Here is a 21,112-nt window from a genome sequence, read left to right on the forward strand (position 1 = left end):
GCACGGACAGGCGGGTCGGTAGGCAGCGGTCGGCATGAGAGAGTTGTCGCTGACGTCGACGCGGAGGCATTGATGAAGTTCCGAGTGGAGCGCGACGCGCTCGCCGAGGCCGTGGCCTGGACCGCGAAGAGCCTGCCCAACCGGCCGTCCGTACCGGTGCTCGCCGGCGTGATGCTGCGCGTCACCGACGGCAACCTGCAGGTTTCGGGCTTCGACTACGAGGTCTCCAGCCAGGTGACCGTCGAGGTGCAGGGGGACGCCGACGGCGCCGCCCTGGTCTCCGGCCGGCTGCTGGCCGAGATCACCAAGGCACTGCCCGCCAAGCCGGTGGACATCGCCGCCGTCGGCGCGCACCTCGAGCTGGTCTGCGGCAGCGCCCGGTTCACCCTGCCCACCATGCCGGTCGAGGACTACCCGTCCCTGCCGGAGATGCCGGAGAGCACCGGCACCGTCGACGCTGCCGCCTTCGCCGCCGCGGTCGCGCAGGTGGCCATCGCCGCCGGGCGCGACGAGACGCTGCCGATGATGACCGGCGTACGCATCGAGCTCTCCGGCGGCACGCTGGCCATGCTCGCCACCGACCGCTACCGGCTGGCCCTGCGCGAGATGGAGTGGAACCCGGACGACGCCGAGGTGAGCGTCAACGCCCTCGTGCCGGCCCGAACCCTGCACGACACCGCCAAGGCCCTCGGCCCGATCGGCGGCCAGGTCGTCATGGCGCTCTCCCAGGGCGCGGCCGGCGAAGGCATGATCGGCTTCGCGGGCGGCACCCGGCGCACCACCAGCCGGCTGCTCGACGGCGCGAACTACCCGCCCGTGCGCTCGCTCTTCCCGGCCAGCCACAACGCCGAGGCGCGGGTGCCCGTCAGCACCCTGATCGAGGTCGTCAAGCGCGTCGCCCTGGTGGCCGAGCGGACCACCCCGGTGCTGCTCAGCTTCAGCACCGACGGCCTGGTGGTCGAGGCCGGCGGCACCGAGGAGGCGCGGGCCAGCGAGGCCATGGAGGCCACCTTCACCGGTGACCCGCTGACCATCGGCTTCAACCCCCAGTACCTGATCGACGGCCTGACCAACCTGGGGGCCCAGTTCGCCGTGCTCTCGTTCGTCGACGCCTTCAAGCCCGCGGTGATTTCGCCCGCCAGCGAGGATGGCGAGGTCATCCCCGGGTACCGGTACCTCATCATGCCGATCCGCGTCTCCCGCTGATCGCACCCCGAGAAGACCCCGACGCACGGAGGTAGGAACACATGCAGCTCGGCCTGGTAGGGCTCGGCCGGATGGGCGGCAACATGCGCGAGCGGTTGCGCGCCGCCGGGCACGAGGTGGTCGGCTTCGACCACAACGCGGAGCTGAGCGATGTCGCGACCCTGGCGGAGCTGGCGGAGAAGCTGGAGTCGCCCCGCGCGATCTGGGTCATGGTTCCCGCCGGTGTCACCGACGCGACCATCGACGAACTCGCCGACGTCCTCGGCGAGGGCGACATCATCATCGACGGTGGCAACTCCCGCTTCAGCGACGACGCGCCCCGCGCCGAGCGGCTGAACGAGCGCGGCATCGGCTACCTCGACGCCGGCGTCTCCGGTGGCGTCTGGGGCCGGCAGAACGGCTACGCGCTGATGGTCGGCGGCGCCCAGGAGCACGTCGACCGGCTCATGCCGATCTTCGAGTCGCTGAAGCCGGAGGGCGAATTCGGCTTCGTGCACGCCGGGCCGGTCGGCGCCGGGCACTACGCCAAGATGGTGCACAACGGCATCGAGTACGGCCTGATGCACGCCTACGCCGAGGGCTACGAGCTGCTGGCCAAGTCCGAGCTGGTCACCAACGTGCCGGGGGTGTTCAAGTCCTGGCGCGAGGGCACCGTGGTCCGTTCCTGGCTGCTCGACCTGCTGGACCGGGCCCTCGACGAGGACCCGGAGCTGGCCGAGCTGAGCGGCTACACGGAGGACACGGGCGAGGGCCGCTGGACGGTCGACGAGGCGGTCCGGCTGGCCGTGCCGCTGAACGTGATCACCGCCTCGCTCTTCGCCCGCTTCGCCTCCCGCCAGGACGACTCGCCCGCCATGAAGGCCGTCGCCGCGCTGCGCCAGCAGTTCGGCGGTCACGCCGTCCGCAAGCGCTGACCGGAATCCCCGCGCCTGTGTACGTCCGCCGGCTCGAACTGGTCGACTTCCGCTCGTACGAGCGGGTCGGCGTGGACCTGGAGCCGGGGGCGAACGTCCTGATCGGCGCCAACGGCGTCGGCAAGACGAACCTGGTCGAGGCGCTGGGCTACGTGGCGACCCTGGATTCGCACCGGGTCGCCACGGACGCCCCCCTCGTCCGGATGGGCGCCTCCTCGGCGGTGATCCGCTGCGCGGTCGTGCACGAGGGGCGCGAGCTGCTGGTCGAGCTGGAGATCGTTCCGGGCAAGGCCAACCGGGCCCGGCTCGGACGGTCGCCGGCCCGCCGGGCGCGGGACGTCCTCGGCGCGCTCCGGCTCGTGCTGTTCGCCCCGGAGGACCTGGAGCTCGTCCGGGGCGACCCGGCCGAGCGCCGCCGCTACCTCGACGACCTGCTGGTCAGCCGCCAGCCCCGGTTCGCCGGGGTGCGGGCCGACTACGAGCGGGTGGTCAAGCAGCGCAACGCGTTGCTGCGCACCGCGTACCTGGCCCGCAAGACGGGCGGGTCGCGGGGCGGGGACCTGTCGACCCTCGCGGTCTGGGACACCCACCTGGCCCGACACGGCGCCGAGCTGCTCGCCGGCCGGCTGGAACTGGTCGCCGCGCTGGGCCCGCACGTGACGAAGGCGTACGACGCTGTCGCGGCGGGACGGGGGGCCGCCGGGATCGCGTACCGGCCGTCGGTGGAACTGGCGGAGCCCACCACCGACCGGGAGGCCCTGGCGGCGGCGCTGACCGCCGCGCTCGTCGAGTCCCGCCCCGCCGAGGTCGAGCGGGGCACCACCCTGGTCGGCCCGCACCGCGACGAACTGGCGCTGACCCTGGGCCCGCTGCCCGCCAAGGGGTACGCGAGCCACGGCGAGTCCTGGTCGTACGCCCTGGCGCTGCGGCTCGCCGCCTACGACCTGCTCCGCTCCGACGGCATCGAGCCGGTGCTGGTGCTCGACGACGTCTTCGCCGAGCTGGACGCCGGGCGGCGGGAGCGGCTGGCGGAGCTGGTCGGCGGGGCGAGCCAGCTGCTGGTGACCTGCGCGGTCGACGAGGACGTGCCGGTGTCCCTGCGCGGCGCCCGGTACGCCGTGAGCGAGGGGACGGTGCGACGTGCCGGATGAGCAGCTTCCGCCGGCCCGGCTCGGCCCGGGCCGTGGCGGCGGAACGACCGGCGGCGACTCCGGCAGCGCGACGGGTGGCAGCGCGACGGGCGGCGACGCGCCGCCGGCCGGGGCGAGCGGCCCGGAGCTGGCGCGGGCCGTGCTGGACGCGGCGCGCGCCCGTCGGGAGTCGGCGGCCCGTACGCGTCGGCGTACCTCCGGCGGGGGCGACGGCGAGGGCGGCCAGCGGCGGCTGCGCGGCTACTCCGGCCCCGGGCCGGACCCGCGCGATCCGCAGCTGCTCGGCGCGGTGCTCAACCGGCTCGTCAAGGCGCGTGGCTGGCAGCAGCCGGCGGCCGAGGCGACGGTGTTCGGCGCCTGGGAGCGGGTGGTGGGCCCGGATGTGGCCCAGCACAGCCGGCCGGTGAAGCTGGAGGACGGCGAGCTGACCGTGGAGGCCCGCTCGACCGCGTGGGCCACCCAGCTGCGGCTGCTGGCCGGCTCGCTGCTCAAGCAGATCGCCAGCGAGGTCGGCCACAACGTGGTGCGCAAGCTGCACATCCACGGCCCGGCAGCGCCCTCCTGGTCGAAGGGCCCGCGCCGGGTCCGTGGCCGCGGCCCGCGGGACACCTACGGCTGACGGTCAGCGACCCTCGCGCCGGGCCTCCCGCTCGGCGCGCTTGCGCTCGCGCTGCTCGCGACTCCACTGCTTGCGCCGCTCCAGGTCTCGCTTCCACGCCTCCCGGGCGTGGTTCGAGCCGCCCTGCACCGCGCCCTGGACCTCCGGCGGGCCGGCGAGGCGCCGGAACGCCCAGGCCATCAGGCGGCCGCCCTCGCCCGGGGCCTTCGGGGTGGGCTTCTCCTCGGTCATCGCCTGGCCTCCGGTGCGACGGGAACGATTGGCGTACCAATCATTGGTACACCAATCATTGGTACGCTCGCAACGACGACGAGGAGGCCCGCCCGTGACCGACCAGCCCGACGGGGATCCCCTGGCGCTGGAACAGCAGGTGTGCTTCGCGCTCTCCGTCGCCGCACGCGGCGTCGTCGCCGTCTACCGGCCCCTGCTGGAGCCGATGGGGCTCACCCATCCGCAGTACCTGGTGATGCTCGCCCTCTGGCAGCACGCGCCGCTGTCCGTACGCGACCTCAGCCGCCTGCTCCAGCTCGACCCCGGCACACTGTCGCCCCTGCTCAAGCGGCTGGAGGCGACCGGCTACGTCCGGCGCGAACGCGACCCCGCCGACGAGCGGAGCCTCGCGGTGACGCTGACCGCCGCCGGCCAGGCGCTGCGGGCGCGGGCCGAGCAGATCCCGCCAGCGATCGTCGAACGGCTCGGCATGCCGGTCGAGGACCTGCGCCACCTGCACGCCGTGCTGACCCGGGTCATCGACGCCGCCAACCGCGGGTCCGCCGGCGAGCGGGGTCAGGCGTCGGCGTAGACGGCGAAGCCGCGGTCGGCGCAGCGCCGGTAGAAGGCCGCCAGCACGGCCAGCTCGGCGCAGGTGAAGTTCCACTGCGGCGGCTCGCCGCTCTCGTCGCGCAGCGCGTCCAGGCGGCTGTCGAGCCAGCGCAGCTGCTGCTCGGCCAACCGCCCGTCGGCGAGCAGCGACCGCAGCACCTGGCTCACCGAGTCGAAGGTGACGGCCTCGCCGTGCGGGCGGTGGCCGGTCACGAACCGCTCGATGCCGCCGGCGACCCAGGCACAGCCGTCGGGATCGATCACCGGATCCTCGTCCTCGGCCGCCGCGTCAGTGGCGTAGAGCACACCCTCCAGGCCGAGCAGGAGGTCGACCAGTTCGGTGTACACGGTCGCCCGCACGGTGCCGGTCTTGGCGATCAACTCGGCGAGCGCCGCGGTGGGCGCGGAGATGCGGGGCATGTCGACGATGTCGCCGAAGTCGACGAACTCGGCCGGCGCGACCGGATCGTAGAAGCGGCCGGTCCGCGGCCACTGCACCGCGACGTTGTCCAGCCCCATCGGGCGTCACCTCTTCGAGAGCACGGATAGTTCGTAACGGCTCGATCGTCCGGTTCCGGCCCGAAAAGATCAAGGCCGGGCCGACGGCGTGGCGGCGGTGGCGTTCCCGCCGTCCGACCCGCACCGATCGTCAGGCGGCGCCGCCCCCGAACGCACCCTGGCGTGTAGGGGGAGTCGCGGGCGGCGCGGTTCGGCCGGCTACGTCGGTCTCAGCCGCCTCGCAGGGGTGCCGAGTGGTGGTTCTGTCGTCCGCGCACAGTAAGATTGACCCTGAGACGAAGACCCGGTGCGGAGCGACGAGACACGGGCCCGGAGCGGGGCCCGCGATCATTGTCCACGTCGGGTCGAGCCGATCGCGATCCGCGGGCAACCGCGGCGACCGGCGCGTTCGACCCGTACCCCGGAATTGTCCCCGGTGCCGGTCTGCGCGTCGACGTCGCGTCCTGTCCGCCGAACCCGCGCCCGACGCGCCACCAGGTGCGGACGGCGCGAGAAAGTGGCCGAAGGTGGCAGCGCAGGACAAGCAGGAGTACGGCGCCGGGTCGATCACCGTTCTCGAGGGGCTGGAGGCGGTCCGGAAGCGCCCCGGTATGTACATCGGGTCGACCGGTGAGCGCGGTCTGCACCACCTGGTGTGGGAGGTCGTCGACAACGCGGTGGACGAGGCGCTGGCCGGCCACTGCGACACCATCGACGTGGTGCTGCTCGCCGACGGCGGGGTCCGGGTCACCGACAACGGCCGGGGTTTCCCGGTCGACCTGCACCCGAAGCTGAAGAAGCCGGGTGTCGAGGTGGCGCTGACCGTGCTGCACGCGGGCGGCAAGTTCGACGGCAAGGCGTACGCGGTCTCCGGCGGTCTGCACGGCGTCGGCGTCTCCGTGGTGAACGCCCTCTCCACCAAGATGGCGGTGGAGATCCACAAGTCCGGCTTCGTCTGGCGGCAGCAGTACCACAACTCCAAGCCGACCCCGCTGGAGAAGGGCGAGTCGACCGACCGCACCGGTTCCGCGGTGGCCTTCTGGCCCGACGCCGACGTGTTCGAGACGGTCGACTTCGACTTCCAGACCATCTACCGGCGGCTCCAGGAGATGGCCTTCCTCAACCGGGGCCTCACCATCCACCTGCTCGACGAGCGGGTCCCGGAGGGCGAGGAGGGCAAGCCGCGCGAGGTCACCTTCTGCTACAAGGGCGGCATCGCCGACTTCGTCCGGCACCTCAACGCCTCGAAGAACCCGATCCACAAGACCGTGGTCGAGTTCGGCGCCGAGGAGGAGGGCATGTCGGTCGAGATCGCCATGCAGTGGAACGAGTCGTACGGCGAGTCGGTCTACACCTTCGCCAACACGATCAACACGCACGAGGGCGGCACCCACGAGGAGGGCTTCCGGGCCGCGCTGACCAGCGTCGTCAACCGCTACGGCACCGACAAGAAGCTGCTCAAGGGCGACGAGAAGCTCTCCGGCGAGGACATCCGCGAGGGCCTGGCCGCGATCATCTCGGTCAAGCTGGCCAACCCGCAGTTCGAGGGCCAGACCAAGACCAAGCTGGGCAACACCCCGGTGAAGAGCTTCGTGCAGCGGGTCTGCAACGACCGGCTGGTCGACTGGTTCGACCGCAACCCGGCCGAGGCGAAGATCATCATCCAGAAGGCGTCCCAGGCCGCCCGGGCCCGGATCGCCGCGCAGCAGGCGCGCAAGCTGGCCCGGCGCAAGTCCCTGCTGGAGTCCGGCTCGATGCCGGGCAAGCTGGCCGACTGCCAGTCCACCGACCCGCGCGAGTCCGAGGTCTTCATCGTCGAGGGCGACTCGGCTGGCGGCTCCGCCAAGCAGGGCCGCGACCCGCGAACCCAGGCGATCCTGCCGATCCGCGGCAAGATCCTCAACGTGGAGAAGGCCCGGATCGACCGGGTGCTGAAGAACAACGAGGTCCAGGCGCTGATCACCGCGCTGGGCACCGGCATCCACGACGACTTCGACATGGAGAAGCTGCGCTACCACAAGGTGGTGCTGATGGCCGACGCCGACGTCGACGGCCAGCACATCCAGACGCTGCTGCTCACGCTGCTCTTCCGCTTCATGCGCCCGCTGGTCGAGATGGGGCACGTCTACCTGGCCGCCCCGCCGCTCTACAAGATCAAGTGGAACAAGCGCGGCGACGACGCGCAGTACGCGTACTCGGACCGCGAGCGGGACGGCCTGATCGCGCTGCGCCAGCAGAAGAAGCCGAACGCGAAGCCGGACGACATCCAGCGGTTCAAGGGCCTCGGCGAGATGAACTACCCCGAACTGTGGGAGACCACGATGAACCCGGCAACGCGTACGCTGCGTCAGGTCACGCTCGACGACGCGGCCACCGCCGACGAGTTGTTCAGCGTGCTGATGGGTGAGGACGTCGAGGCGCGCCGCTCGTTCATCCAGCGCAACGCCAAGGACGTCCGGTTCCTGGACATCTGACGGGTCCCGGCGGGCCGGCCGGTCATCCACCGGCCGACCCGCCTGTCCACAGAGTTATCCACAGCACGGCCGGTATCCACAGCCGTTATCCACAGCACGAAAACGACTCTGAGTCTGATAAGGGTTAACAGTGACCGATATCCCCGAGTCCACACCCAACGAGCCCGAGCTCCCGGAGACCGTTGCCGCCGTCGTCGCGCACGACCGCATCGAACCGGTCGGGCTCGAGGTGGAGATGCAGCGCTCCTACCTCGACTACGCGATGAGCGTCATCGTCGGGCGGGCGCTGCCGGACGTCCGGGACGGGCTCAAGCCGGTCCACCGCAAGATCCTCTACGCCATGTTCGACTCCGGCTACCGGCCGGACCGGGGCTACGTGAAGTGCTCCCGTGTGGTCGGCGACGTGATGGGTCAGTTCCACCCGCACGGCGACTCGGCGATCTACGACGCGCTGGTCCGGATGGCGCAGCCCTGGTCGCTGCGCTACCCGCTGGTCGACGGCAACGGCAACTTCGGCTCGCCGGGCAACGATCCTGCTGCCGCGATGAGATATACCGAATGCAAGCTGGACCCGCTGGCCATGGAGATGCTGCGGGACATCGACGAGGACACCGTCGACCTCCAGGACAACTACGACGGCCGGGCCAAGGAGCCCACCATCCTGCCGTCGCGGATCCCGAACCTCCTCGTCAACGGCTCCGAGGGCATCGCGGTCGGCATGGCCACCAAGATCCCGCCGCACAACCTGCGCGAGATCGGCGCGGCCGTGCAGTGGTGCCTGGAGCACCCGGAGGAGGACGAGGCCACCACCCTCGACGCGTTGCTGGAGATCGTCAAGGGGCCGGACTTCCCCACCCACGGCCTGATCGTGGGCACGCAGGCGATCCAGGACGCGTACCGCACCGGGCGCGGGTCGATCCGGATGCGGGCCGTGGTGGAGGTCGAGGAGGACAAGCGGGGTCGCCCCTGCCTGGTCGTCAGCGAACTGCCCTACCAGGTGAACCCGGACAACCTGGCCGAGCGGATCGCCGAGCTGATCAAGGAGGGCAAGCTCGCCGGCATCGCCGACATCCGCGACGAGTCCTCCGGGCGTACCGGCATGCGGATCGTGCTCGTGCTCAAGCGCGACGCCGTCGCCAAGGTGGTGCTGAACAACCTCTACAAGCACACCCAGCTCCAGGAGACCTTCGGCGCCAACATGCTGGCGCTGGTCGACGGGGTGCCGCGCACGCTCAACCTGGCCCAGTTCATCCGCTACTACGTCGAGCACCAGATCGACGTGATCCGCCGGCGGACGGCGTTCCGGCTGCGCAAGGCGGAGGAGCGGGCGCACATCCTGCGCGGTCTGTCCAAGGCGCTGGACGCCCTCGACGAGGTGATCGCCCTGATCCGGCGCTCGCCCACGGTCGAGGACGCCCGGCAGGGCCTGATCCGGCTGCTGGAGATCGACGAGATCCAGGCGACCGCGATCCTCGACATGCAGCTGCGCCGGCTCGCCGCGTTGGAGCGGCAGCGGATCCTGGACGACCTGGCAAAGCTGGAGGTGGAGATCGCCGACCTCAAGGACATCCTCGCCAAGCCCGAGCGGCAGCGCAGGATCGTCTCGGAGGAGCTGGGCGAGATCGTCGCCAAGTGGGGCGACGAGCGGCGCACCAAGATCGTGCCGTTCGAGGGCGAGGTCTCCATGGAGGACCTCATCGCCCGCGAGGACGTGGTGGTCACGATCACCCGTACGGGTTACGCGAAGCGGACCAAGGTCGACCTCTACAGGTCACAGCGGCGCGGCGGCAAGGGTGTCAGCGGTGCGACGCTCCGACAGGACGACATCGTCAGCCACTTCTTCGTATGCTCGACCCACGACTGGATGCTCTTCTTCACCAACAAGGGGCGCGTCTACCGGGCGAAGGCGTACGAACTGCCGGAGGCCAGTAGGGTGGCCAAGGGCCAGCACGTGGCCAATCTGCTTGCGTTCCAGCCCGACGAGCAGATCGCGCAGATCATCGAGATTCCGAACTACCAGGTGGCTCCCTACCTGGTACTTGCCACGAAGAACGGCCTGGTGAAGAAGACTCGGCTCGAGGAGTTCGACTCCCCCCGGTCCGGCGGCATCATCGCGATCAACCTGCGCGACGAGGACGAGCTGGTCGGGGCGGCGCTCGTCGCGCCGGAGGAGGATCTGCTGCTGGTCTCGAAGAACGCGCAGGCGATCCGGTTCAACGCGAGCGACGAGGCGTTGCGCCCGATGGGGCGGGCCACCTCGGGCGTGATCGGCATGCGCTTCAGCGAGGAAGACGTCCTGCTGGCCATGGAGGTGGTCCGCGAGGGACTGGACGTTCTGGTGGCCACGAACGGGGGATATGCGAAACGCACCCCGATCGAGGAATACCCCGTGCAGGGCCGGGGAGGTAAGGGCGTGCTGACTGCGAAGATCACCGAGCGGCGCGGTGGTCTGGTCGGCGCGGTGGTGATCGACCCGGACGACGAGCTGTTCGCGATCACCAGCAACGGTGGTGTCATCCGGACTCCGGTGAAGCCTGTACGCCGTACGCGTGACCGGAACACAATGGGGGTCAAGCTGATGGACCTTCCGGATGGCGTGACTATCGTGGCGATTGCTCGCAATGCCGACGAGCCTGACGAACAGGACTAGTTGAATGACGGAGACACAGGCGAAGTCGGGGAACACGGGGACCTCGGCCACCCCGGTCGACGAGGAGGCCGCGAAGAGCGGCACACCAGCGACCGGCCGCGCGGCCGTGGGTCGGGCGACCGTCCCCGCCGACGCGCCTGCCCCGAAATTCACCCGGGCGCCCGGGATGACACCGCCTCCGGACAAGCCCTCCGAGGACGGCGACGCGGCGGACCGGACCGAAGCGGTGGGGGTCGACAAGCCGGCCCCCGCCGCCAAGCCGGCCGCCGCCACACCGACGACGACGCAGCCGCTGAAGGTCGGTGCCGCCCAGTCGACCGGCACCACCGGGACACAGCCGCGGATCACCGGCACCACCGGCACGCAGCCCCGCGTGACGGGCACCGCGAAGCCGCAGCCGGACGGCGGCGGCCCGGCCGGCGCCGGCCGCCCCGCCAACGGGGGCGGCCTGCCGCCGGGTATCAGCGGCGCCGCCGCCGTCGGGGCGGCCCGTGTGGGTGATGCGGTACGCGCCGCGCGTACGTCGGTCAGTTCGGCCGCGTCGCGCGGGCCGCGCCGGGCCCGGCTGAACCTCAAGCGGATCGACCCCTGGTCCGTCATGAAGTTCGCGTTCGCGGTCTCGGTGGTGCTCTTCATCGTCGTGGTGGTGGCCACCTCGGTGCTCTACCTGGCCCTCGACGCGATGGGCGTGTTCACCAGCGTCAACGACAGCCTGACCGACCTGGTCAGCGCGGGCGGCGGCCAGAGCACCAGCGGCTTCCAGATCACCGCCAAGGGCGTGATCCTGAGCTCGGCGCTGATCGGCCTGGTCAACGTCGTGCTGTTCACGGCGCTCGCCACGCTCGGGGCCTTCGTCTACAACGTCTGCGCGGACCTGGTCGGCGGTATCGAGTTGACCCTCGCCGAGCGCGACTGAACCACCTCGGAAGCCGGGGCACCGCCGAGCGCGGAGCCCCGGCTTCCGTGCGTCCGGAGCACGTCACCGGGCGTCCGGGCGGGGCGTGCGGGCGACGTAATCGGCTGGGCCGGGCGGGAAGCCTCCGGTAGGTTCAGAAGCGACGGCAACGCCCGGACGTCGCGGCGGCCCCCGATTTGGGGCCGGACGGACGGATGGGTTAACCTTGCTCGTCGCCACGCGGGGCTATAGCTCAGTCGGTTAGAGCGCAGAGCTGATAACTCTGAGGTCGCTGGTTCGATTCCAGCTAGCCCCACCGCACATTCGTCCGACGGCAGTCGAGCGCGAGGGGTAGGCCCCATGTTCAAGAAGCTTCTGATCCTGGCCGGCGTCGTTGGTGTGGCAGCCGTGGTGGCCAGGAAGGTCAAGGCTTCCAACGACGAGCGCGCCCTGTGGCACGAGGCGACCACCGCGCCCGACCTGCGCTGACCTCGCTGGCACTGCCGGCACCGGCGGCTTCGTCCGCCTCCCGGGGCCCTAGCTCAACTGGCAGAGCACTGCCTTTGCAAGGCAGGGGTTAGGGGTTCGAGTCCCCTGGGCTCCACCAGCACTTCCCTTGGTTGATCTCGTTCCTGACGCTCGCGACAGCATCACCGGTCAGCGCAGGAAGGTGAAGAGCGTTCCCGTGGCGTCCAGAGGTCGCGGTGTGCCCTCGAACCGGTGGACGCCGACGGAGAACCGCACGTCGGCCGGAGCGTGGAACGCCTCCTCAACGAAGCCGGCGTCGCGAAGCCACCCCCGTACGGCCGGCGTGAGGTCCGGTGCCCGCCGCGCCCGGGTCCAGATCACGGTGGCACCCGCCGCGCAGAACTGGGGCAGGGCGGCGACCGTCCGCTGCACGTCGGCGTCCGGGATGTTGCCGAAGACTCCGACCATGAGCACCAGGTCGGCCGGAACCGTCCCGGCGTAGGAGGAGAGCTGGCCCGCGTCCGCCTGCCTGATCACGAGGTGGGAGAGGCCGGCCCGGTCGGCGGCGGCCCGCGCGGCGGCCACGTTGCCGGCGTCGTACTCGAGCAGGGTCACGTGCATGCGCGGGGAGGCGGGCCGTGCGGCGAGGACACCGATGAGGTCGTGGCCCTGCCCCGCGCAGGCGCTGACCACCGTCAGCCGTTCCTCGGAGCGCTCGTCGAGCCACGAGGCGATGTGCTGCTGCACCAGCCGCAGCCGACGCGACAGCGGGGAGTCCACGTCGGCGTACGGCTCGTGCCACGCCTGCCAGTCGGTACCGCCGGTCACGGGCGGGCGTGCTCACGCAGCAGCGCGAGGAGCCCGTGGCCGTCCTCGATCCGCGCGTCCGGTTCGACTCCCGGGAGCGCCGGTTCCCGGTCGGTGCGGGGCGAGCGCATCAGGATCGCGGCGCCCGTGCCGGCGCGACGGGCGCACACGACGTCGCGGTGCACGGTGTCGCCGACGAACCAGCAGTCGCCGATCGGCACCGTGATGGCGCGTGCCGCCAGCAGCGCCAGTTCCGGGTTCGGCTTCCGGGGCCCGGCCTCGTCGCTGTAGAACTCGGCCCCGAACAGCCCGGAGAGCCCCGCGGCGGCCAGGAAGTCCCGGTGGGCGGCGCCGCAGAGCGTGTTGCTGACGACCGCCATCGGCAGGCCGGCGTCGGCGGCGTGCCGCAGGGCCTCGCCGATGCCGGGACGCACCGCCCACTCCCGGCGCCAGGTCCAGGCGTACGCCAGCGGGGTCGCCTCCCGCTCGACGGCGGCGCGGGCCTCCTGCGGCCAGGACCGGGTCACGAAGTCGGCCCACACCTGGGCGTGCGGCAGCTCGACCGGGTCGTCCGTCCTGCCCACGTCGTCGCGCCACAGGGCGTAGGCCCGCGAGCCCTCGCCCAGGTCACGGGTGATCTGCTCGTCCGGTACGGCGCCGTCGACGAGTTCGGCGAGGCGCCGCACCAGACCCGGCGGGGCCGGCGGTTGGGGTGGCGCGTCGGCCAGGACGCCGCCGAAGTCCAGCAGGAGAGCCCGAGGGGGACGAAGCATGCCCGTCATCCTCGCGCACCGGGACAGGCGTCACCACTGTCGATACACGGTCGCCTTGCCGCCCGTCACCAGGCTGGCCGGCGGTACGTCCTCGGCCACGACCGCGCCGGCGGCGACCACCGCGTCCCGGCCGATGCTGACGCCGGGGAGGATCGTGGCACCGGCGCCGATCCACACGTTCTCCGCCACGTCGATGGGCCCTCCGCTGAGCCAGCCCCGTCGCTCCTCCGGATCGACCGGGTGGCCGACGGTGATGAAGGTGGCCTTCGGCCCGACCATCACTCCCTGACCGAGCCGGATGCCGGCGTAGTCCAGGAACGTGCAGTTCTGGTTGACGAACACGCGTTCCGCGAGGTCCAGGCGGAGGCCGTGGTCGGTGTAGAAGGGTGGATAGATCGTGACTCTCTTCGGCAGCGGCCTGCCGAGGATCTGTGCGAACAGCTTCGCCTTGCCCGCCTCGTCCTCGAAGGGCAGGACGTTCAGACGGGAGGTGAGCTCGGTGACCCGCAGGACCCGCTCGGCCATGGCCTGGAACTCGGGGCTGTGGATACGCATCAGACGGTCGCTGGACACGCCACGATCCTTCCTGTCGGCTCACGCGTGGGCGCGGCCGGCGCAGGGCACCGCGGTTCCGCCCGGCCGCCCACGAGCCGCCCGCCTCGGCAGGTTAGCGTCGGAGGCGTGACCACCGGATCCCCACGCGTGCTCCCGGCCGACAGCGGCATCGCCGAGGCGGCCTCCGTCCTGCGTACCGGCGGGTTGGTGGCCTTTCCCACCGAGACCGTCTACGGGCTCGGCGCGAACGCGTTGGACGCCCGGGCCGCCGCCCGGATCTTCGAGGCGAAGGCGCGGCCCAGCTTCGATCCGCTGATCACGCACCTCGCGGACGCGGCCGAGCTGGAGAAGCTGGTCGGGGCGGTGCCGGCGGCGGTGACGGCGTTGGCCGAGCGCTTCTGGCCCGGGCCGCTCACGCTGATCGTGGACCGGCCGGCGGCGATCCCGCCGATCGTCACCTCCGGGCTGGCGACGATGGCGGTCCGTGTGCCGGACAACGCGTACGCGCGGGCGCTCATCGCCGAGGCCGGGGTGCCGGTGGCGGCGCCGAGCGCGAACCGGTTCGGCCAGCTCAGCCCGACGCGGGCGGAGCACGTGGTGCGGGGCCTGGGTGCCGCCGTGGACGTGGTGCTCGACGGTGGGCCGACGCGGTGCGGCATCGAGTCGACCATCGTGGACGCCCGGGGCGGGCGGCCGGTGGTGCTGCGCCTCGGCGCGCTGCCCGTGGAGGCGCTGGAGGAGGCGGCCGGCCCGGTGACCGTACGCCCGGGCAGCTCCGGTCAGCCCGTCGCGCCCGGCACGCTGGCGGCGCACTACGCCCCGCGTACGCCGCTGCGGTTGGCCTCGGGCGGCGAGCCGCCGGCGGCCGACGGGGTCCGGCGCGGCTTCCTGGCCTTCCGGGACCGGCCGGCGGGCGACTGGGCGGCCGTGGAGGTGCTCTCCGCCGCCGGCGACCTGACGGAGGCCGCCGCGCGGCTGTTCGACGCGCTGCACGAGCTGGACGCCGCCGGGGTCGGCGAGATCCTGGTCGAGCCGGTTCCCGAGGTGGGCGTCGGCCGCGCGGTCAACGACCGGCTGCGCCGCGCCGCCGCCACCTGGCACCCGACGGCCTGACGCGGGCACCCGGGTCGGGCGGCGCCGCCTCCCGGCGGGCGCGAACGCTGTCGGTGCCGGCGGTTCCTCCCGGGCGCATGGGCCGGGAGGACGGGGGTAGGAGAAACGGCAACGACCCCCTGGAAGTGAGGTGTCAGCCAGTGCCGACCGCACGCGAGATCATGACGAACGACGTGACCTGCATCCGTGAGCAGGACGACCTCAAGACGGCCGCCAAGCAGATGGCCCAGCTGGGCGTAGGCTCGCTGCCGATCTGCGGGGACGACAACCGCCTCAAGGGAATGCTGACCGACCGCGACATCGTGGTGAAGGTCCTCGCCGAGGGCCGCGACCCGGGCGGCGTCACCGCCGGTGAACTCGCCCAGGGCGAGGCGGTGACGATCGGCGCCGACGACGACGCGGCGGAGATCCTGCGGACCATGAGCCAGCACAAGGTGCGCCGGCTGCCGGTGATCGACGGGCACGAGCTCGTCGGCATCGTGGCCGTCGCCGACGTGGCCCGCTCCCTGCCCGAGCGCCCGGTGGGGGACCTCATCGAGGCCATCTCCGAGCGCGTCTGACCGCACGTCACGACCGATCGCCGCCCTCCGGCCCCGGCTGGGAGGCGGCGATCGGCGTACGCGGGGCACCGACGGGCCGGATGCGCGGGAGGCGGCCCTGGCGGGACCGGGTGGGCCGGATGCGCGGGAGGAGGCGCTGGCGGGACCGGATGGGCCGGGGGCCGGCGGCTCAGTCCGGCGGGGTCAGCGGGACGGTCTCGCCGCGGGCGATGGTGCGGACGGTTCCGGCGAGGCCGCGCCGCCGGGCCTCCGCCACGAAGTGGCCCAGCGGCGAGCGGAACACCGGATAGTCGTCGTAGTGGATCGGCACGGTGAGCTTCGGCCGGACCAACTCGACGAGGTCGGCGCCCTGCCGCGCGTCCATGGTGAGCAGGATGCCGGCGATCCGGGTGCCGCCGAGGTGGATCAGCATCGCGTCGATGTCCGGGTACCGCTCGGGGATCTCGGCCAGCATCGGCCGGTTGAGCGTGTCGCCGGTGACGTAGAGGCGGAACCGGCGGCTGCCGTCACGTTCCAGGTCGATCATCGTGCCCATCACGTCGGGCATCAGCAGGTCCAGCGCGCCCGGCCCGTGCCTGCCCGGCATCGAGGTCAGCCGCAGCGTCTCGCCGTCGCGGCGCAGCTCCCGGGAGTTCCAGGTGGGCAGCCCCTCGGCGGCCCGGAAGCCCCAGCGGCGCAGCTTCCGCTCGGCGGCGGGAGTGGTGACGATGGGCAACTCCCGGTCGAGTTCCCGGCGGGCCACGCGGTCGAAGTGGTCGCCGTGCAGGTGGGAGAGGACGACCGCGTCCAGCGACGGCAGTTGGGCGATCCGCAGCGCCGGGTCGGTGCGCCGTCGCGACCAGAGCCCCTTGCCCAGGTACGCGCGTTGGCCCCGGTGCAGGAAGTTCGGGTCGGTGAGCAGGGTGAACCCGCCGATCCGCAGCACCGTGGTGGCGGTGCCGATGAACGTGACCTCGGGCTGTGTCGTCGACATGTGCACCTCCACCGGTAGCCCTACCCGTGATCGGCGGGCCCATTCGGGCCGGGGTCACGGCGTGCTGGTCGACTGCGGACGCCGGGCCCGCTCACGCCGCTTCGTCGTCCGTGCCGGACCCGGAGCCGGGCAGGCGCTCCACGAGGCGGGTGAGCGCGCCGTTGGCGAAGGTGGCGCCGAGCGCGGAGCCCGTCGCGATGGTCCAGCCGACCGGGCCGAGCGGTGTGCAGCCGAAGAAGTGGCTGACCCCCGGTGTCTGGACGACCACCACCAGCGCCCCGAGCGACGCGGCGGTGGAGGCCAGTACGGCCGGGCTGGTGCCGCCGGCCAGCACCGTCTGCCCGAGCTGGGTGCCGACCAGCGAGACCAGTGCGACGGTGCCCGCCCGCCTGCGTCGCCCGGTGTAGCGGGCCAACGTCCAGCCAGCGGTGGCGCCCAGCGTCGTGGCGGCGGCGCGCAGCCCGATCTCCCGGGTCATCGTCTCGCCCAGCGACGTGTCGGGGCCCTCCCGGAGCAGGCCGTCGGCGTGGTCCGCGTCGGGTGGCCGGATCGCGATCGCCAACGCCGGTGCCAGGTCGGTGAGCAGGTTGACCAGGAGAAGTTGCCGGCCGGTGAGCGCCGAGCGGCCGGTCGCGGCGGCGGTCAGCACGCTGAACGCGATCTCGCCGAGGTTCCCGCCGACCAGGATGCTGAGCGCGTGGCGTACCGAGGACCACATCGCCCGGCCCTCGACCAGGGTGGCGATGATGGTCTCCAGCCGGTCGTCGGTGACCACCAGGTCGGCCGCCGCCCGGGCCGCCGGGGTGCCCCGCTGACCGAGGGCGATGCCCACGTCGGCCAGCCGGATCGCCGCGGCGTCATTGGCGCCGTCGCCGGTCATCGCCACCGTACGTCCGCACCGCTGCAACGCCTGGATGATCCGGACCTTGTGCGCCGGGGTGCACCGGGCCACCACGTCCGTGGCGGCGAGCCGCGCGGCGAGGGCCTCGTCGTCGAGCTGGTCGAGTTCCGTTGCGGTGACGACCCGCTGCTCCTCGTGGTCGCTGATGGTGGCCGCGATCGCCTCGGCGGTCGCCGGATGGTCACCGGTGATCATGATGGTGTGCACGCCGGCCTGGCGGATCCGGCGCACGGCGGGGGCGGCGCTCTCGCGTACCCCGTCGGCGAGGGCCAGGAAGCCGACGAAGGTCAGGTCGTGCACCTGATCGTCGGTGACTCCGGGCGAGGAGACCCGGCATTCGGCCACGGCGAGGATGCGGTGTCCCGCCCCCGCCCGGTCGGCGAGCACGGCGTGCAACCCGCCTCGGCCCTCGTCGTCGAGGGGCTCGTCGCGTCCCCCCGGCGTACGCCAGCTTGAGCACCGGGGCAGCACCGACTCCGGCGCCCCCTTCACGCTGAGCAGCAGCCGGTCCCCGGCCCGGCCGACGGTGGCGTGGTAGCCGCGGGACGGCTCGAACGGCAGCCCACCCACCGGCTCCCATCCCTGGGCGCCGGTCTGCTCGGTCACCCCGGCGGCCTGCGCGCCGGACCGGACCGCCCGGTCGGTCTGCTGGGCCAGGTCGTGGGGGTCGTCGGCGCCCGGGGTGGCGCGCAGCGCGGCCGAGAGGGTGCGCAGCAGGCCGTCGTCGAGGCGGTCGACCGGTGCGTACCGGCCGTCGTCGCCGACCCCGGCGAGCATCAGCTGCCCCTCCGTGAGGGTGCCGGTCTTGTCGAAGCAGAGCACGTCCACCCGCCCGAGCGTCTCGATGGTGCGCGGGTTGCGGACCAGCGCGCCGTGCTCCGCCAGCCGCCGTGCGGCGGCGAGCTGTGCGGCGCTGACCAGGAAGGGCAGCCCCTCCGGGACGGACGCGACGGCCAGGTTCGCGGCGGTCGCGGCGGTCTGGGCCAGGGGTACGCCCCGAAGCAGGCCCGCGCCGGCCACCGCCACCGCCGAGCCGGCGGCCAGTGGGATCGCCGCCCGGGTCAACCGGCCCAGCCGTGCCTCCACACCGCTCGACGGCGGGGCCTGCCGGGCCATCGCCAGGCTCCGCCCCGCCTCGGTGCCCGCACCCGTCGCGACCACCACCGCCGTTCCGTGGCCGGCGGCGACGCTGGTGCCCTCGTAGAGCATCGACCGCCGGTCGGCGACAGCAGCGGCGACCACCGGCTGGTCGGTCTTGCCGACCGGCAGCGACTCGCCGGTGAGCGATGACTCGTCCATCTCCAGCCCGGCCGACTCCAGCACCCGGCAGTCGGCCGGGACGGCGTCCCCCGATTCGAGGAGGACGACGTCCCCCGGCACCAGGTCCTCGGCCGGCAGGATCCGCTCCGCGCCGTCGCGGCGTACCCGGGCGGTCACCGCCGAGCGGGACAGCAGTTCGGCCAGCGACCGCTCGGTGTTGTGCTGGTGCACCGCCCCGAGCAGCGCCGAGCCGCCGACCACGCCGCCGACCAGGGCGGCGTCGACGGGCGAGCCGAAGGTGGCCGAGAGCACCGCCCCGGCGGCCAGCACCGGGGTGAGCGGGTTGGCCAGCTCGTCGACGAAGGCGCGGAGCAGCCCCGTCGGCCCCGAGGGCCGGGCGTCCCGGTTGCCCCGGCGGCGTTCGGCCTCGTCGGTGGCGAGCCCGTCCGGGCCGGTGTCGAGCTGGTCGAGCACGGTGGAGGACGGCATCAGGTGCCACGCGGTGATGTCGGGCGCCGGGGAGTTCGCCGGGCCGGGCAGCCGGTGCGCCCGCAGGACGCCGTGGGCGAAGGCCAGCGCCGCCGCCCCGTTCACGGCCATGAGGGCGCGTCCGGGCAGCCGCTCGCGGGGGGCGGTGAGCGCGTTCAGCGCGCCGAGGCCGGTGCCGGCCATGGCCAGGCCGATGCTCTGCCGGGCCATCCGGCGGGCCACCCCGGCCGCCTCGACCACCAGCGCCGCCACCCGCAGGTCGGCGCCGACCAGCAGGTGCGCGCCCCAGGGCGGCAGGTCCTCGGGGGCGGCGATCCCCAGCCCGCAGTCGGCGGCGCCGAGCGCGGCCCGGTCACCGGAGACCACCATCACCACGGCCCCGTCGCGTTGCAGCTCCCGCACCGACTCGACCAGCCGGTCGCGGCCGGGCAGGTGGGCGTCGGCGAAGTCGTACCGCCGCTCGTCGTCGCCGGCCACGACCAGCCGCAGGCCGGCCCGGCGGGCGGCGGCCGGCAGCGCGTCGACGCCCGGCGCCGGCTCCGGCTCGACCCGCAGTACGGCGGCGAGGGTGTCGCCGTCGGCCAGGCCGAGCACGGGGGCGCCCGCGTCGCGCAGCCGCCGGCTGTCGTCGGTGTCGCCCGGGTCCTCGACGTCCAGCGCGTCCAGCGGCCCGAGCCGCCAGCCGTCGGCGTGCCGCAACTCCCGGGGCGCGGCGGGGTCGAAGAGGGCGAACGCGCGCGCCGCCACCCGCCCGGTGTCCGCACCGGCCAGTGGCGCCAGGTCCGCCAGCACGCCCCGGTCGGAGCCGAGTACGGCGGCGTCCAGCAGCAGGGTGTCGATCCGGTCGAGTTCGCGCAGCACGCTGCGGTCCATCGCGATCACCCCGCGCCGGGCGAGGATCAGGCCGAGCTGCGCGGCATAACCCTCGCGCCCGCTGCCAGGAGCCTTGGGCAGCGTGGAGAGGCCCAGCGCGGCGGCCCGCTTCCCACCCACGACCGGCGTCGCGGCGGCCGCCGCCACGGCGCCCGCGTCGAGCGTCCGGGCCACGTACCTCTCGACGGGGCCGTCCGGCTTCGGCCGGGGGCGCTCGATCTTCGGCACGGAGGCGGCGGCCCGCTCCGGATGCCCGGTCAGCCGAGGCTCGGCCTGTTCCCACGCGCGGAGCTGGGCGCGCGCCTCGCCCCACTGCACCACCCGGTGCGCGCTGTCGAGCACGAGCCCGGTCCAGCTACCCGTGAGGCCCTGCACCACCGCCTCGGCGAGCGGGAACAGCAGTTCGGCCCGGGGGTCGGCACGCAGCCCCCGGTCCGCCAGCGCGTGCAGCCTCGGGTGCAGGTCGACCGCGCCGAGCAGCCCGGCGACCTCCCCGGGCACCGGCGTGAACGGCAGGATCCGGGTGGCGGCGGAGAGGGTCAGGCCCAGGGCGTCGGAGGCCAGCGCGCCGAGGGTGCGCGGCGTGCGCGGCCCCTCCTCGGGCGGGTGCGGCGGCGGGATCTCCGGGTCCGGCTCGTGCGGACAGGTGTGTTCGGTGCGGGCGACGGTCGCGATGAGGTCCCGCAGGGCGGGCTCCGGCGTACCGACGGCGACGACCACCCGGCCGGACGGGGCGTTGACCCGCGCCCACTCCACGCCGGGCATCCGCTCCAGCGCCGCCTCGACCTGCCGCGCGAGGACGTCGCCGCCGTCCTGGCAGACCCCGAGCACCTCGATGTGGTGCCGCCCGGGGCGGGACCAGACCCGACGCCGGCCCAGCCCGGCCGCCCGCGCCAGCCGGGCCGCGACGGCACCGACGTTCCGGGACGCCTCGCCGACGACCGGCGGCACCGTCACCGGCGGAAGGAGCCGGCCGGCGGTGCGGACCAGTGAGATCATCGAGGCGTACGACCGGACAGGCGCCGGTCAGGCCCCTCGCTGCCGCTGCTCCCGCCGTACGCCATCTCGCCTCCCACGCCCGAAGCTCCGGCGGCCTGGCTTCCCGGCTGAT

Annotated in this window: 18 protein-coding genes and 2 tRNA genes; 13 read left to right on the forward strand and 7 right to left on the reverse strand. The window is 73.1% G+C overall.

Features of this window, described 5'->3' with window-relative positions; all coding sequences use genetic code 11:
* The first annotated feature begins 72 nt into the window (after positions 1-72).
* Genes dnaN through ABZ573_RS16365 form a run of 4 tightly spaced genes read left to right on the forward strand, consistent with a single transcriptional unit; the run spans position 73 to position 3,890 of the window.
* Complete coding sequence (dnaN, locus tag ABZ573_RS16350; RefSeq protein ID WP_358118812.1) at positions 73-1,206, forward strand: DNA polymerase III subunit beta; 1,134 nt, start codon at positions 73-75, stop codon at positions 1,204-1,206.
* Between the two features lie 41 nt (positions 1,207-1,247).
* Complete coding sequence (gnd, locus tag ABZ573_RS16355; protein ID WP_132235451.1) at positions 1,248-2,120, forward strand: phosphogluconate dehydrogenase (NAD(+)-dependent, decarboxylating); 873 nt, start codon at positions 1,248-1,250, stop codon at positions 2,118-2,120.
* A gap of 17 nt (positions 2,121-2,137) precedes the next feature.
* Complete coding sequence (recF, locus tag ABZ573_RS16360) at positions 2,138-3,271, forward strand: DNA replication/repair protein RecF (protein WP_358118815.1); 1,134 nt, start codon at positions 2,138-2,140, stop codon at positions 3,269-3,271.
* Positions 3,261-3,890, forward strand: coding sequence for a DciA family protein (locus ABZ573_RS16365; RefSeq protein ID WP_358118817.1), 630 nt, complete (start codon positions 3,261-3,263; stop codon positions 3,888-3,890). The genes recF and ABZ573_RS16365 overlap by 11 nt, the downstream gene beginning before the upstream one ends.
* Before the next feature lie 3 nt (positions 3,891-3,893).
* Here the strand turns inward: ABZ573_RS16365 and ABZ573_RS16370 are convergent, their stop codons facing one another.
* Positions 3,894-4,121, reverse strand: coding sequence for a hypothetical protein (locus tag ABZ573_RS16370; protein ID WP_132235445.1), 228 nt, complete (start codon positions 4,119-4,121; stop codon positions 3,894-3,896).
* A 94-nt stretch (positions 4,122-4,215) separates the two neighbouring features.
* On the opposite strand from ABZ573_RS16370, the gene ABZ573_RS16375 reads away from it, so the two are divergent.
* Positions 4,216-4,692 (forward strand): MarR family transcriptional regulator, encoded by a 477-nt coding sequence (locus tag ABZ573_RS16375; RefSeq protein ID WP_358118819.1) that lies wholly within the window; start codon positions 4,216-4,218, stop codon positions 4,690-4,692.
* Here the strand turns inward: ABZ573_RS16375 and ABZ573_RS16380 are convergent.
* Positions 4,677-5,231 carry a hypothetical protein gene (locus ABZ573_RS16380; RefSeq protein ID WP_151452761.1) on the reverse strand — a complete coding sequence of 185 codons (555 nt, stop codon included), beginning with the start codon at positions 5,229-5,231 and terminating at the stop codon, positions 4,677-4,679. The genes ABZ573_RS16375 and ABZ573_RS16380 overlap by 16 nt on opposite strands.
* A gap of 506 nt (positions 5,232-5,737) precedes the next feature.
* Here ABZ573_RS16380 and gyrB point away from each other — a divergent pair.
* The 6 genes from gyrB to ABZ573_RS16410 all read left to right on the forward strand — a co-directional run bounded on the left by gyrB (position 5,738) and on the right by ABZ573_RS16410 (position 11,836).
* Positions 5,738-7,684 (forward strand): DNA topoisomerase (ATP-hydrolyzing) subunit B, encoded by a 1,947-nt coding sequence (gene gyrB, locus ABZ573_RS16385; RefSeq protein WP_151452763.1) that lies wholly within the window; start codon positions 5,738-5,740, stop codon positions 7,682-7,684.
* Between the two features lie 130 nt (positions 7,685-7,814).
* Positions 7,815-10,334 carry a DNA gyrase subunit A gene (gyrA, locus tag ABZ573_RS16390; RefSeq protein WP_151452764.1) on the forward strand — a complete coding sequence of 840 codons (2,520 nt, stop codon included), beginning with the start codon at positions 7,815-7,817 and terminating at the stop codon, positions 10,332-10,334.
* A gap of 4 nt (positions 10,335-10,338) precedes the next feature.
* Positions 10,339-11,250: a DUF3566 domain-containing protein gene (locus tag ABZ573_RS16395; RefSeq protein ID WP_358118822.1), complete on the forward strand. Its 912-nt coding sequence runs from the start codon at positions 10,339-10,341 to the stop codon at positions 11,248-11,250.
* A gap of 221 nt (positions 11,251-11,471) precedes the next feature.
* A tRNA-Ile gene (locus ABZ573_RS16400) sits at positions 11,472-11,545 on the forward strand.
* A 44-nt stretch (positions 11,546-11,589) separates the two neighbouring features.
* Positions 11,590-11,718, forward strand: coding sequence for a DLW-39 family protein (locus ABZ573_RS16405; RefSeq protein WP_210834795.1), 129 nt, complete (start codon positions 11,590-11,592; stop codon positions 11,716-11,718).
* Between the two features lie 42 nt (positions 11,719-11,760).
* Positions 11,761-11,836: transfer RNA gene (locus tag ABZ573_RS16410), tRNA-Ala, on the forward strand.
* A gap of 50 nt (positions 11,837-11,886) precedes the next feature.
* On the opposite strand, the gene ABZ573_RS16415 is transcribed toward ABZ573_RS16410, so the two are convergent.
* Genes ABZ573_RS16415 through ABZ573_RS16425 form a run of 3 tightly spaced genes read right to left on the reverse strand, consistent with a single transcriptional unit; the run spans position 11,887 to position 13,850 of the window.
* Complete coding sequence (locus ABZ573_RS16415; RefSeq protein WP_151452766.1) at positions 11,887-12,525, reverse strand: class I SAM-dependent methyltransferase family protein; 639 nt, start codon at positions 12,523-12,525, stop codon at positions 11,887-11,889.
* Positions 12,522-13,277 (reverse strand): HAD family hydrolase, encoded by a 756-nt coding sequence (locus tag ABZ573_RS16420; protein ID WP_192581254.1) that lies wholly within the window; start codon positions 13,275-13,277, stop codon positions 12,522-12,524. The genes ABZ573_RS16415 and ABZ573_RS16420 overlap by 4 nt, the downstream gene beginning before the upstream one ends.
* Positions 13,278-13,307: 30 nt before the next feature.
* The gene (locus ABZ573_RS16425; protein WP_151452768.1) at positions 13,308-13,850 is read right to left on the reverse strand and encodes a DapH/DapD/GlmU-related protein; all 543 of its coding nucleotides are present in this window, start codon (positions 13,848-13,850) and stop codon (positions 13,308-13,310) included.
* Between the two features lie 108 nt (positions 13,851-13,958).
* Between ABZ573_RS16425 and ABZ573_RS16430 the strand changes: the two genes are divergently transcribed.
* A complete protein-coding gene (locus ABZ573_RS16430; RefSeq protein WP_151452769.1) occupies positions 13,959-14,945 on the forward strand; it encodes an L-threonylcarbamoyladenylate synthase in 987 nt (328 codons plus the stop codon).
* 140 nt (positions 14,946-15,085) lie between these two features.
* Positions 15,086-15,505, forward strand: coding sequence for a CBS domain-containing protein (locus tag ABZ573_RS16435; RefSeq protein WP_151452770.1), 420 nt, complete (start codon positions 15,086-15,088; stop codon positions 15,503-15,505).
* Positions 15,506-15,674: 169 nt separating this feature from the next.
* Here the strand turns inward: ABZ573_RS16435 and ABZ573_RS16440 are convergent, their stop codons facing one another.
* Positions 15,675-16,478: an MBL fold metallo-hydrolase gene (locus ABZ573_RS16440; RefSeq protein WP_151452771.1), complete on the reverse strand. Its 804-nt coding sequence runs from the start codon at positions 16,476-16,478 to the stop codon at positions 15,675-15,677.
* Between the two features lie 91 nt (positions 16,479-16,569).
* Positions 16,570-21,000: an HAD-IC family P-type ATPase gene (locus ABZ573_RS16445; protein WP_151452772.1), complete on the reverse strand. Its 4,431-nt coding sequence runs from the start codon at positions 20,998-21,000 to the stop codon at positions 16,570-16,572.
* Between the last annotated feature and the right edge of the window lie 112 nt (positions 21,001-21,112).

It is taken from the genome of Micromonospora sp. NPDC007220 (genome assembly GCF_040634035.1).
Lineage (GTDB): Bacteria > Actinomycetota > Actinomycetes > Mycobacteriales > Micromonosporaceae > Micromonospora > Micromonospora reichwaldensis.